At 70.4% G+C, this 12,886-nt stretch carries 11 protein-coding genes; 6 read left to right on the top strand and 5 right to left on the bottom strand.

Annotated elements, in window-relative coordinates:
- Positions 1-257 precede the first annotated feature (257 nt).
- On the bottom strand, positions 258-1,091 hold the full coding sequence (locus ACU5E9_RS17085) for a purine-nucleoside phosphorylase (protein WP_456811088.1): 834 nt from the start codon (positions 1,089-1,091) through the stop codon (positions 258-260).
- A gap of 124 nt (positions 1,092-1,215) precedes the next feature.
- Between ACU5E9_RS17085 and ACU5E9_RS17090 the strand changes: the two genes are divergently transcribed.
- Complete coding sequence (locus ACU5E9_RS17090) at positions 1,216-2,655, top strand: NAD(P)H-quinone dehydrogenase (RefSeq protein WP_456811089.1); 1,440 nt, start codon at positions 1,216-1,218, stop codon at positions 2,653-2,655.
- Positions 2,656-2,794: 139 nt separating this feature from the next.
- Here ACU5E9_RS17090 and ACU5E9_RS17095 read toward each other — a convergent pair whose 3' ends face one another.
- Together ACU5E9_RS17095 and ACU5E9_RS17100 are read right to left on the bottom strand one after the other, a co-directional pair.
- On the bottom strand, positions 2,795-4,558 hold the full coding sequence (locus tag ACU5E9_RS17095; RefSeq protein ID WP_456811090.1) for an acetyl/propionyl/methylcrotonyl-CoA carboxylase subunit alpha: 1,764 nt from the start codon (positions 4,556-4,558) through the stop codon (positions 2,795-2,797).
- Between the two features lie 102 nt (positions 4,559-4,660).
- The gene (locus ACU5E9_RS17100; protein ID WP_456811091.1) at positions 4,661-5,320 is read right to left on the bottom strand and encodes a Maf family protein; all 660 of its coding nucleotides are present in this window, start codon (positions 5,318-5,320) and stop codon (positions 4,661-4,663) included.
- A gap of 41 nt (positions 5,321-5,361) precedes the next feature.
- On the opposite strand from ACU5E9_RS17100, the gene ACU5E9_RS17105 reads away from it, so the two are divergent.
- Genes ACU5E9_RS17105 through ACU5E9_RS17120 form a run of 4 tightly spaced genes read left to right on the top strand, consistent with a single transcriptional unit; the run spans position 5,362 to position 9,748 of the window.
- On the top strand, positions 5,362-6,675 hold the full coding sequence (locus ACU5E9_RS17105; RefSeq protein WP_456811092.1) for a class I SAM-dependent RNA methyltransferase: 1,314 nt from the start codon (positions 5,362-5,364) through the stop codon (positions 6,673-6,675).
- A 40-nt stretch (positions 6,676-6,715) separates the two neighbouring features.
- Entirely contained in the window at positions 6,716-7,414 is a 699-nt protein-coding gene (locus tag ACU5E9_RS17110) for a response regulator transcription factor (protein WP_456811093.1), read from the top strand.
- Positions 7,401-8,702, top strand: a complete 1,302-nt coding sequence (locus ACU5E9_RS17115) for a sensor histidine kinase (RefSeq protein WP_456811094.1) — start codon at positions 7,401-7,403, stop codon at positions 8,700-8,702. The genes ACU5E9_RS17110 and ACU5E9_RS17115 overlap by 14 nt, the downstream gene beginning before the upstream one ends.
- Complete coding sequence (locus ACU5E9_RS17120; RefSeq protein ID WP_456811095.1) at positions 8,699-9,748, top strand: hypothetical protein; 1,050 nt, start codon at positions 8,699-8,701, stop codon at positions 9,746-9,748. Before ACU5E9_RS17115 ends, ACU5E9_RS17120 begins: the two co-directional genes overlap by 4 nt.
- A gap of 274 nt (positions 9,749-10,022) precedes the next feature.
- On the opposite strand, the gene ACU5E9_RS17125 is transcribed toward ACU5E9_RS17120, so the two are convergent.
- Together ACU5E9_RS17125 and ACU5E9_RS17130 are read right to left on the bottom strand one after the other, a co-directional pair.
- Positions 10,023-10,262: an acyl-CoA carboxylase epsilon subunit gene (locus tag ACU5E9_RS17125; RefSeq protein WP_456811096.1), complete on the bottom strand. Its 240-nt coding sequence runs from the start codon at positions 10,260-10,262 to the stop codon at positions 10,023-10,025.
- An 8-nt stretch (positions 10,263-10,270) separates the two neighbouring features.
- On the bottom strand, positions 10,271-11,869 hold the full coding sequence (locus ACU5E9_RS17130; protein ID WP_456811097.1) for an acyl-CoA carboxylase subunit beta: 1,599 nt from the start codon (positions 11,867-11,869) through the stop codon (positions 10,271-10,273).
- Between the two features lie 182 nt (positions 11,870-12,051).
- Here ACU5E9_RS17130 and ACU5E9_RS17135 point away from each other — a divergent pair, with 182 nt between their 5' ends.
- A complete protein-coding gene (locus ACU5E9_RS17135) occupies positions 12,052-12,885 on the top strand; it encodes a biotin--[acetyl-CoA-carboxylase] ligase (protein WP_456811098.1) in 834 nt (277 codons plus the stop codon).
- Position 12,886 lies beyond the last annotated feature (1 nt).

Here is a 12,886-nt window from a genome sequence, read left to right on the forward strand (position 1 = left end):
GTCCAGCACCGCCGTGGCCGCGGAAAACTCGTCGTCGTCGGTGTCGATGGTGTCAATCACCGCGGTGGCGGCGGGAATCTCGTCGTCTGCGGTGTCGATGGTGTCGAACACGGCCGTCTTCGGCTCCCGCTCGTCACCGGGGGAGGTGGCAGCGGCCTCCGTGCCAGGTGCGCTGTCCGGTTCCGCGGCGTGCGCGCCGCGCGCACGCGGCGCATCCGCCGGGGTGCCGGGGTCGACCGGGGTTCCGTCGCCCAGGCTCACAGTGCGGCCACAATCTTGGCGAGGAGGGCGCTGATGGTGGCTTCGGCCTGCTGGCCGGCCTCGAGCACCTCACCGTGGCTGAGCGGGGTCTTCTGGATGCCGGCGGCGAGGTTGGTGATCAGCGACATGCCGAGCACCTCCATGCCGGCCTGGCGGGCCGCGATGGCCTCCAGCGCCGTGGACATGCCCACGATGTGGCCGCCGATGGCCTTGGCCATCTGCACCTCGGCCGGCGTCTCGTAGTGCGGGCCGCGGAACTGGCAGTAGACGCCTTCGTCCAGGCTGCCGTCGATGCCGCGGGCCAGGTCGCGCAGGCGCTGGGAGTACAGGTCGGTGAGGTCGATGAAGGTCGCGCCCTCGAGCGGCGAGTCGGCGGTGAGGTTGATGTGGTCGCTGATCAGCACCGGGGTGCCGGGCGTCCAGGTCTCTCGGATGCCGCCGGCACCGTTGGTGAGGATCATGGTCGTCGCCCCGGTGGCGGCGGCGGTGCGCACGCTGTGCACGACCCGGCGCACGCCGTGGCCCTCGTAGTAGTGGGTGCGGGCGCCGATGACAAGGGCGCGCTTGCCGCTGGGCAGCAGCACCGAACGCAGCATGCCGCCGTGGCCGGCGAGGGCCGGCTTGCTGAACCCGGTGATCTCCTGCGCGGGGATCGTGTGGGTGGTCTCGCCGATCAGGTCGGCGGCCTTGCCCCACCCGCTCCCCAGGGTCAGGGCGATGTCGTGGTGGGCGACGCCGGTGGCGTCGGCGATGTCCTGGGCGGCGGTCCTGGCCACGTCGAAAGGGTTGGTTTCCGGCGCGTCAAGAGGATTGATCTCGGTCGTGAGCATCCTCCTACTCTAATTGCCCGGGCTATTTCCCGGGGCGTCGGCGGATGCCGGGACCGCGCATCCCGCCGACAGCCCCGAACGAGGGCGGTTTGGCGGTGCGGGGGCGGAGCGACAGAATAAGTGAATGCCTTACGAGTTCGAACGAAAACAACGCATCGCCATCATCGGCGGCGGCCCCGGCGGATACGAAGCGGCTCTCGCCGGCGCCCAGCAGGGCGCCGAGGTGACCCTGATCGAACGTGTCGGGGTGGGCGGCGCCGCGGTGCTGACCGACGTCGTGCCGTCGAAGTCCCTGATCGCGACCGCTGAGGCGTCGAACTCGATCCGTGAGGCCACCGACCTGGGTGTGCAGTTCTTCGTGCGCGACGCCAAGGGCAAGCCGCTGCACCCCGAGGTGGCGATCAACCTCGCCGCCGTGAACAAGCGCCTGCTCGCCCTGGCCAGGGAACAGTCCCGGGACATGCGCGAGACCCTGGTGAAGGCCGGCGTCAAGCTGCAGAGCGGCCACGGCCGGCTCGACGGCCGGGACGCCGTGATCGTCTCCACCGGCGACGACGGCTCCGGCACCGACTTCGACCGGATCGAGGCCGACACCATCGTGCTGTCGGTGGGCGCGAGCCCCCGCACCATGCCCACGATGATGCCCGACGGCGAGCGGATCCTCACCTGGACGCAGCTGTACAACCTCAAGTCGGTGCCCAAGCACCTCATCGTCGTCGGTTCCGGCGTCACCGGCGCCGAGTTCGCCTCCGCCTACCGGGCGCTCGGCGCCGAGGTCACGCTGGTGTCCAGCCGCGACCAGGTGCTGCCCGGCGAGGACGTCGACGCCGCCGCGGTGATCGAGAACGTCTTCAAGCGCAACGGCATGGTGGTGCTGAACAAGTCCCGCGCCGCCTCCGCCGAGCGCACCGACACCGGCGTGCTCGTCACCCTCACCGACGGCCGCACCGTCGAGGGCAGCCACTGCCTGATCGCCGTGGGCGCCGTGCCGAACACCGTCGGCGTGGGCCTTGCCGAGGCGGGCGTGCAGCTGGACCCGTCCGGCCACATCCGGGTGAACCGGGTGGCGCGCACCTCCATCCCCAACATCTACGCCGCGGGCGACTGCACCACGGAAATGCCGCTGGCCTCCGTCGCATCCATGATGGGCCGCACCGCGGTCTACCACGCCATGGGCGACGCCGTGAACCCGATCGAGATCCGCAACGTGGCCGCGAACATCTTCACCCAGCCGGAGATCGCCACCGTCGGCTGGACCCAGAAGGAGATCGAAGAGGGCGTGCGCCGCGGCGAGGTCTACAAGATGCCGCTCGAGGCCAACCCGCGCGCCAAGATGATGGGCATCAAGGACGGCTTCGTCAAGCTCATCGCCTCCCGCGGCACCGGCACCGTCATCGGCGCCGTCATCGTGGGTCCCAAGGCCAGCGAGCTGATCTTCCCGCTCACCCTCGCGGTGGAGCACGGCCTCAGTGTCGACGAGGTCGCCGAGGCGTTCACGGTGTACCCGTCGCTGACCGGTTCCATCACGGATGCCGCCCGCGCCATGCACAAGGTGCACTACTGACCCAGCGCCGCATCCGCACCCGCAACTAACTGTTCCCCGTGCGGACAATTGCACCCGGCGTACCGGGACCAATTGTCCGCACGGGGAACAGTTGCGTGCGGGGTGCTGCGTGCGGGTGCGGGCGGATGGGCCGGAGCCGCTAGCCGACCGTCATCAGGAGGTGGCCGGAGGAGACCGTGGCCCCGACGTCGGCGCCGATCGAGCCGATCACGCCATCCTTGTGCGCGGTGAGCGGCTGCTCCATCTTCATGGCTTCGAGCACGAGCAGCAGATCGCCCTTGACGACGGTGTCGCCCTCGGCGACGAGGATCTTCACGATGGTGGCCTGCATGGGCGCCTTGACGGCGTCACCGGTGGCGCTGCTCACGGCGTGCGTCGACGTGCGGCGGCGCGGGGCCGGCCCGCCGGTCTTCTCGGATGCGGCGCCCGGGAGCAGCTTGGTCGGCAGGCTGACCTCGATGCGGCGGCCGTCCACCTCGACGACGACGCTGTGGCGCTCGTCCGTGCGGGGGCGGTCCTCGACGGTGCCGCTCCAGGCGGCGATTGTGTTGTCGAACTCGGTTTCGATCCAGCGGGTGTAGATCGAGAACGGTTCGCCGGCCGCGGGCGCGAAGGCCGGGTCGCGCACGATCGCGCGGTGGAACGGCAGCACGGTGGGCAGGCCGGCGACCTCGAACTCGTCCAGGGCCCGGCGGGCACGCTCTAGCGCCTGCTCGCGGGTGGCGCCCGTGACGATGAGCTTGGCCAGGAGGGAGTCGAACGAGCCGGAGATCACGTCGCCGGACTGCACGCCGCTGTCCACGCGCACGCCGACACCGCCGGCGGGCCGGAACACGTGCACCGGGCCGGGCGCGGGCATGAAGCCGCGGCCGGCGTCTTCACCGTTGATGCGGAACTCGAAGGAGTGGCCGACGGCGATGGGGTCGTCGTAGTCGAGGATGCCGCCCTCGGCGAGCCGGAACTGCTCGCGCACCAGGTCGATGCCGGTGACCTCTTCGGAGACCGGGTGCTCCACCTGCAGGCGGGTGTTCACCTCGAGGAAGGAGACGGTGCCGTCCTGGCCGATCAGGAACTCGCAGGTGCCGGCGCCGACGTAGCCGACCTCCTTGAGGATGGCCTTGGACGCCCGGTACAGCTCGGTGGTCTGCGCCTCGGTGAGGAACGGCGCGGGCGCCTCCTCGACCAGCTTCTGGTGGCGGCGCTGCAGGGAGCAGTCCCGGGTGGAGACCACGACGACGTTGCCGTGCGCATCCGCCAGGCACTGGGTTTCGACATGCCGGGGCTTGTCCAGGTACTTCTCCACGAAGCACTCGCCGCGGCCGAACGCCGTGACGGCCTCGCGCACAGCGGAATCGAACAGTTCGGGGACCTCTTCGCGGGTGCGGGCCACCTTGAGGCCGCGCCCGCCGCCGCCGAACGCCGCCTTGATGGCCACGGGCAGGCCGTGCTCGTCGACGAACGCGAGCACCTCGTCGGCGTTGTCGACCGGGTTGAGCGTGCCGGGCGCCATGGGCGCGTGCACCTTCTCGGCGATGTGCCTGGCCGACACCTTGTCGCCGAGCTGCTCGATTGCGGTGGGCGACGGGCCGATCCAGATCAGCCCGGCGTCGATCACGGCCTGCGCGAACGCGGCGTTCTCGGCCAGGAAGCCGTAGCCGGGGTGCACGGCGTCGGCGCCGGAGCGGCGGGCGATGGAGAGGATCTTCTCGATCACGAGGTAGGTCTCGGCACTCGTGGTGCCGTCCAGCCCGTAGGCCTCGTCGGCGAGGCGGGCGTGCAGGGCGTCGCGGTCCTGGTCGGCGTACACCGCGACCGAGAGGATGCCGCTGTCCTTCGCTGCTCTGATCACTCTGACGGCGATCTCGCCCCGGTTGGCGATGAGGACCTTCGTTATACGCGACATAGGTACTGAGCCTATTGGTCAGGACCGCCGCATTTTTGGTTCTTTCCCACAAAAACCTTTGTTGGAATGCTGCGACGGGCTACAAAGGCCCCGCAACGACGGTCACTCCGGTAGGGCCGAAATACCCCGATTCCACAGGCTCGGCCAGTCATAGCCCAGCCGGGAGACCAATCGGCGCAGGGTGGGCAGCGACAGGCCCACGACGGTGGACGGGTCCCCCTCGATGCGGGTGATGTACGGCGCGCCGAGGCTGTCGATGGTGAAGGCGCCGGCGACGAACAACGGTTCACCGGTCTGGATGTACGCGTCCAGCTCGGCATCGGGGATGTCGTCGGCGAAGCTGACCGAGGCTTCGGCCACGGCGCCGACGGCCCGGCCGGTGCCGCCGATCGTGTGGTCGATCAGCCAGTGGCCGGAGTACAGCGTCCCGGTGCGTCCGCGCTGCTGCTGCCAGCGTTCGCGGGCGCGCTCCGGGGTGTGCGGCTTGCCGTAGATCACGCCGTCGAGCACGAACACCGAGTCGCCGCCGAGGATCAGGCCGTCGATGCCGAGGGCGGCGCCGTTCACGGCCACGGCCTCGGCCTTCGCCCGGGCCAGCAGTTCCACAACGTGGTGCGGCGTGAGCGGGGCGCCGAGGCGCGCGGCCTCGGCCGCGGCGACGGCATCCTCGTCGACGTCGGGGGAGATCGTGACCGGTTCGATGCCCGCCGCGCGCAGCAACGACAGCCGCGCGGGGGAGGTGGAGGCGAGGTGGAGGCGCATGGAACCCTTCAGGCGGCAGGCAGATGTGGGATGCTCAATGGATGGGCACCAACACTAATCGTCAGGCGAGTTCGAGCATTCCCGAAGGCGAGATCGGCACTGAGCTCGAGCTCGACGTCACCAACGTAGCCCACGGCGGCATCTTCGTGGCCCGGCACGAGGGCCGTGTGGTCTTCGTCAGCGACACTCTCCCGGGTGAGCGGGTGCGTGTCCGGCTCACCGACGCGAACAAGAAGAGCTTCTGGCGTGCCGAGACCGTCGAGGTGCTCGAGGCCGCGCCGGAGCGCCAGCCGCACATCTGGGCTGCCGCGGCCATCGAACGCGACCCGGCCGACCGCGCCGGCGGCGCCGAGTTCGGCCACATCGAACTGGGCCACCAGCGTGAACTCAAGCGCCAGGTGCTCGCCGACGCCCTGCACCGCATGGCCGGCGTCGACACCGACGTCACCGTCGAGCCGGTCCCGGTAGCGGCGGATGCGTCCCCCGGCGACGCCATGGACGGCACCGGCTGGCGCACCCGGGTGCGCCTGCACGTCACCGAGAGCGGCATCGTCGGCCCGTACGCGGCCCGCTCGCACCGGGTGATCCCGGTCGACGACCTGCCCCTGGCGGTACACGCCCTGGAGATGGCGGCCCCACTGGACCGGCTGTTCGCCGGCGCGGCATCCGTCGATGTCATCGCGCCCAGCGTCGGCCCGGTGCAGATCCTCGTCGCCGAGCAGGATGACAAGGGCCGCCGGCGCCGCACCGCGCCGAAGCCGATCACCGAGCTGGTCGGCGACCGGGAGTTCCGGCTCGACGCCGCCGGGTTCTGGCAGGTGCACGCCCGCGCCGCCGAGACCCTGTTCGCGGCCGTGCAGGACGCCATCGACCCCGACCTGTTCGACCCCAAGGCCGCCAACCTCGACCTCTACGGCGGGGTGGGCCTGCTCGCCGCCGCCGTCGGCGCCAAGTTCGGCCCCGGGGTGCGCATCACGTCGGTGGAGAGCGACGCCCAGGCCACCGGCAACGCCACCGAGAACCTGGCCGAGTGGGTCGGCGCCAGCGCCCACACCGACCGGGTCGACCGGTTCCTCGCCGGCATCACCCGCGACGCCACCGCAATGGAGCGCACCCGGCAGCAGGCCGCGACAGTGGTCCTCGACCCGCCGCGCGCCGGCGCTGGCGCCGACGTCGTCGACAAGCTGGCCGTGCTCTCACCCGCCCAGGTCGTCTACGTCGCCTGCGACCCGGTCGCCCTCGCCCGCGATGTGGCCCTGTTCGCCGGGCACGGATACCGGCTGGCCAGCCTGCGTGCGTTCGACCTTTTCCCCAACACCCACCACGTTGAGGCCGTCGCGCTCCTCACCAGGTAGCTATTGTTTAGTTAGCCGACCCTAATGAAAGAGCACAACCGTGACTGAGCAAGTTCCAGCACCGACAGCGCTCGACCACCCTGTCCGGGTGGGAATCGCCGACGACCATGAGTCGGTGCGCCTGGGCATCAAGGCCGCCTGCGAGAACGCCGGCTTCGACGTGATCTTCGCCGCCGCCACCGTGCGGGAACTCGTGGAGGGCATCGCCGCCCGTCCCGTCGACGTCATCGTGCTCGACCTGTCGCTCGGCGACGGGTCCCTCGTCACCGACAACGTGCACCTCGCCCGGAGCACCGGCGCCTCGGTGCTCGTGCACAGCATCGCCGACCGGGTCGCCCTGGTGCGCGAGGCCCTCGCCGCCGGCGCGGCCGGCGTCATCCCCAAGTCGTCGCCGACCACGACCGTGATGGCCGCCGTCGCCTCCGTCGCCCGCGGCGACGTGCTCAACAACCTGGAGTGGGCCACCGCCATCGATGCCGACCGGGACTTCGCCAAGGCCCAGCTGGGCCGGCGGGAACGTGACGTGCTGCACCTCTACGCCTCCGGCCTGCCGTTGAAGATGGTCGCCATGCAGCTCGGCATCGCGCACTCCACCGCCAGGGAATACCTCGACCGCATCCGCGTGAAGTACGTCGAGGTCGGCCGCCCGGCCCCCACCAAGGTGGACCTGCTGCGTCGGGCCGTCGAAGACGGCATCCTGCCCGGGCTCGACCCGGACGGCGGAGATGGCCGCGGCTAGGCCCGCGGAGTCGGTCCGCTCGTTCCGGCTCGCACCGGAAACGGTGGGGCCGGAGCAGCTCGGGGCCGACCTGCTCAACGAGTCCAAGCAGCCGCGCAAGCCGATCAGCCAGGCGCAGATCGAACGCGTGGTGTCCCGCGCCGTCGGCGGCGTCGGACTGATCTTCGCCCTGCAGACCTACCCGGCGATGCTCGACCAGCTGGACCGGCTCCGGCCGGGGCTCGGCATCGCGCTCACCGCCCTGATCTTCTCCGTGCTGGCGGTGGCGATCCTCGCCACCGTGGTCAAGGCCTTCATCCGTATCACCAGTGGCCTGTTCGCGGGCGTGTACCTGGTGGCCCTGGTCGCATGGCCGATGATGCTGATCTCGCCCGATAGCGTGCTCGACGGCAAGCCCTGGCTCTGGTACCTGTGCACCGTCGCGACCTCCTGCGCCGCCGTCTCCTTCCCGCTGTGGTGGGCGATGGGCTACACCCTCCTCGCGCCGCTCGTCTACGGCATCGTGCGGGTGTCGCCGGCCGGCGGCGGCGCCGAGCCGATGCTCGGCTTCCTCGACGCGTTCTACGCGATCCTGCTCGGCCAGGTGGTGCTGATCATCATCACCATGCTGCGGCAGGCCACCGCCGCCGTCGACACCGCCCAGACCACCGCCCTCGGCACCTACGCCGCCGCCGTGCGACAGCACGCCACCGAGGTAGAGCGGGTGCAGGTCGACTCGATCGTGCACGACAGCGTTCTCGCCGCCCTGCTGTCGGCCGCCGCCGCGACCACGCCCAAGGCGGCCGAGCTGGCCTCCACCATGGCGCAGGATGCCATCACCCGGCTCACCGAGGCCGGCTCCATGCCGGCCGGCGACGACAGCCTGGTGTCCTTCGCCCGGCTGAAGGGCGAAATCCGGGCCATCGCGACCCGGTTCGAGGAACCGATCGAGTTCGTCGACTGCGAGGCCGAAGACCTCGGCCTGCCCGGCTACGCGGGTGAGGCGCTCGTCGCGGCTACCGCCCAGGCCATCGTGAACAGCATCCAGCACGCCGGCACCGCCGGCGAGCCCGTGGTGCGGTCGGTGCGGATGAACTCCAACCTGCTCGGCGGATGCACCATCGAGATCGTCGACTCCGGGGTCGGGTTCGACCCGGCCGCGGTGCCCAGCGAACGCCTGGGCCTGCGCATCTCCATCCAGGAGCGGGTCGCCACCGCCGGCGGCCTGGTGCACGTGCGGTCCGCACCCGGCCGGGGCACGTCGATCCTCATCGAATGGCCGCTCACCGAGAACCGGGACGACGAATGATAACCGTACCCCGGGGCCTGATCCTCTCCCTGGCCGCGCTGTTCTCGGCCTATCACGTGATCCTGGCGATCTACTCGCTGGATGCCGCCAGGTCGCCGGTGCCGCCGCTGCTGGCCATCCTGCTGTACGTCGTTGCCACGGCGATAAGCCTGTGGCCCACCAGCCCGGCCCGGATGTCGCTCTGGCACGGGTTCTTCAACGTGGCCGTGTGCATCGCCGTCCCGCTGCTGGTGGGCAGCCAGCTCGACGGCTCGGTGCCGGACAACGGCTACGCCACCTGGTACGTGGCCGCGGTCGGCACCCTGATGACCATCACGGCCACCCGGCGGCGGGCGACACTCGCGTGGGTGGGAGTGGGCTTCCTCGTCGCGCACACGATCGTCTGGGCCGGCGCCGGCTCTCTCGCCTCGATGGGCGTCATCGGCAGTGTCGTCTGGGTGGTTGTCGCCGTCATGCTGGGCAGGGCCCTGGCCAAGGCCGGCCGGGACGCCCGTCAGTACGGCCTCGCCGAACGGGAAGCCACCGAGTGGCAGGCGGCGCAGGAGGCGCACCTCTACGAACGACAGGTGCGCCTGGCCCAGACCATCCGCCTGGCCGCGCCGATGCTCCGCCGCATCATCGAGGGCGACGGCGCCCTCTCCGAGGCCGACCGGCAGGAATGCCGCTACCTCGAGGCCGCGATCCGCGACGAGATCCGCGGCCGCCGGCTGCTCAACGACGCGGTGCGCCGCGAGGTGATGAGCGCCAGGCGACGCGGCGCGATCGTGACCCTGCTGGACGAGGGCGGCATCGACGACATCAGCGGCCCGGACCTCGATGTCGTGCTGAACACCCTGGCCGACGCGATGGCCGGCACGACCGCGGCGACGATCATCGCCCGCACCGCATCCGACGGGGCCGGGACGGCGGTCACCGTCGTGGGCCTGAGCAGCCCCGACCCGCGGTTGAGCGCACTGGGGCAGGACTCCCCGGACGAAGAGGTCGACCTGTGGCTGGAGATCCCGCGGGCCACACATGAACTCCGGCGGGCCACCCGCCGGCACTAGCGCATGTGAAAGGCACGAGGCCTTCGACAGGCACGAGGCATGCGAAAGGGGACCTGCCCCTTAAGGCAGATCCCCTCCCGACAATCCGTGTCGAGGCGACAACCCGAATGCCGCCTTGACGCGCCCCCAAAACATTCGCCTGCTTACCCTAGTCGGCGAATGATTGGTGGTGTCGCTCCGAAGAGCGTCACCCAGCAATAACAATAATGCTGCCTGGGCGCCCCCGGAAAAAGTCGTCATTTAGGGGGACAGCGCCCACACGGGTGCGGCGGGGTCAGGCGGTGAAGCCGCGCCAGCGCTCGTCACCGCGGGCGAGGGTCGGCCGGATGGCGCGCTGGCTGTCCAGCCAGGCGCTCCTGGCCGCAGTCGGCGCGGCCCGCAGGCTGTCCGATTCCTCGCGCAGCAGAGCGCGCAGCACCGCCGTGACGGCCGCGGCCTCCTGATCGGTGACGCCGGTCGTGACGAAGGTCAGGTCGGCCGGGTCGAAGCCGCTGGGGTTCTCTGAATCGGTCATGATGCCGCCTACAGCGGGATGTTCCCGTGCTTCTTGGCGGGCAGGCTGGCCCGCTTGGTGCGGAGCGCCCGCATCGCCTTCACGACGGACACCCGGGTGGCGGACGGTTCGATGACCCCGTCGAGCTCGCCGCGCTCGGCGGCGAGGAACGGGCTGGCGACGTTGTAGGTGTACTCGTTGGCCAGTCGGCTGCGCACCGCGGCGACATCCTCGTTGGCCGCTTCGGCCCGCTTGATTTCGGCCCGGTAGAGGATGTTCACGGCGCCTTGGCCGCCCATCACGGCGATCTCGGCGGTGGGCCAGGCCAGGTTGATGTCGGCGCCGAGCTGCTTGGAGCCCATCACGATGTACGCGCCGCCGTAGGCCTTGCGGAGGATCACGGTGATCAGCGGCACCGTCGCCTCGGCGTAGGCGTACAGCAGCTTCGCGCCGCGGCGGATGACGCCGGTCCATTCCTGGTCGGTGCCGGGCAGGAAGCCGGGCACGTCGACGAGGGTGAGGATCGGGATCGAGAACGCGTCGCAGAAGCGCACGAACCTCGCGGCCTTCTCGCCGGCGTGGATGTTCAGGGTGCCGGCCATGGAGTTGGGCTGGTTGGCGACGATGCCGACGCTGCGGCCCTCGATGCGGGCGAAGCCCACCACGATGTTCGGCGCGAACAGCGGCTGGGTCTCGAGGAAGTCGCCGTGGTCGACGATGTGCTCGATGACGGTCTTCACGTCGTAGGGCTGGTTGGGCGAATCCGGGATCAGCGTGTTGAGCTTGAGGTCGGCATCCGTCGTCTCGAGCTCGACCTCGCTGTCGAACACCGGCAGCTCGGCCAGGTTGTTGTCCGGCAGGAAGCTGAGCAGGGTACGCGCGTAGTCGAGCGCGTCGGACTCGTCGCTGGCCAGGTAGTGCGCCACGCCGGAGATGGTGTTGTGGGTGAGCGCGCCGCCGAGCTCCTCCATGCCCACGTCCTCGCCGGTGACGGTCTTGATCACGTCGGGGCCGGTGACGAACATCTGGCTGGTCTTGTCGACCATGATCACGAAGTCGGTCAGGGCGGGGGAGTACACCGCGCCGCCGGCCGCGGGGCCGCAGATGATCGAGATCTGCGGGATGACGCCGGAGGCGGCCGTGTTGCGGCGGAAGATCTCGCCGTACTTGCCGAGGGCGACGACGCCCTCCTGGATGCGCGCTCCGCCGGAGTCGAGGATGCCGATGATGGGCACCCCGGTCTTCAGGGCCAGGTCCATCACCTTGATGATCTTCTCGCCGGCGACCTCGCCGAGCGAGCCACCGAAGATGGTGAAGTCCTGCGAGTACACGGCCACCTGGCGGCCGTGGATGGTGCCGGTCCCGGTGACGACGGCGTCACCGTAGGGGCGCTTCTTTTCCATGCCGAAGGCCACGGTGCGGTGCCGCACGAACTCGTCCAGTTCGACGAAGGAGCCCTCGTCGAGGAGCTCGGCAACCCGTTCGCGGGCGGTCATCTTGCCCTTGGCGTGCTGTTTCTCGATGGCCGCCTCACCGCTGGCGGTCACGGCCTCGTGATAGCGGTGCTTCAGGTCGGCGAGTTTTCCCGCCGTCGTGTACAGGTCGGGTCCGGTCGGGTTCTCAGTCACGCCGTTTACTCTACCGGCCCCGCCCTGCCCGCCCCAGAGAGCGCCGCCAGCGACCCGCCCCGGCGCTGGGCACAACTCCTGCAATTCGGCGGCGCCGGCGGCAAAATCCCCGGTTCCCGGCCAGACTGGGCAGAATTGCAGGAGTTATGCATCCCGCGACGGGATGTGGGAAGCGGCGTGAGATGGAATTTCCGATCAGCAGCGGCATCGGGGCACGGTTCGAGTACCTCGAGGAGGCCGGCTCCACCAACGACGTCCTGGTGACCCGGGCGACCGGGCCGGATGCGCACCGTTGGCCCGACCTGTCGGTGATCGTGACCGACAACCAGACCAGCGGCCGCGGCCGGCTCGGCCGGGCCTGGTCGGCCCCGAGCGGCAAGTCCCTGGCCATCTCGGTGCTGCTGCGCCCCCGGCTGGGTTCCGGCCCGTTGCCGCCGAACCGGTACGGCTGGTTCCCGTTGCTCGCGGGAGCGGCGATGACCCTGGCCGTCCGCGGCGTGGTCGATGCGGCGGCGGTGCACCCGGGTGACGAGGATGCGCCCCGGCACGAGGTCGCCCTCAAATGGCCCAACGACGTGCTCATCGACGGCTACAAGGTGTCCGGCATCCTCTCCGAGCTGCTGCCGGACGCCAGCGGGCTGTGCATCGGCGCCGGCCTGAACCTCGCCCTCGACGAGCACGACCTGCCCACCCTCACCTCCACGTCCTTGCTGCTGGTCACCGGCGGCGCTCCCGACGCGGATGCGGTCCTGGCGGCGTACCTGACGGAGCTGCGGCGTCTCGTCGCGGAGTTCCTCGCCGTGGGCGCCGACCCGGTCGCCAGCGGCCTGCACGCGCAGGTGACCGCGTTGTGCGGAACGCTGGGCAGCGCGGTGCGGGTGGAGCTTCCCGGCGGACACGACCTGGTGGGCACCGCCGTGGGCCTCGACCCCGACGGACGCCTCATCGTGGAGGACCAGGCCACGGGGGAGCCGCAGGCCGTCGCCGCTGGGGATGTGACCCACCTGAGGTATTAAT

The sequence above is a fragment of the Cryobacterium sp. AP23 genome, from assembly GCF_054075385.1.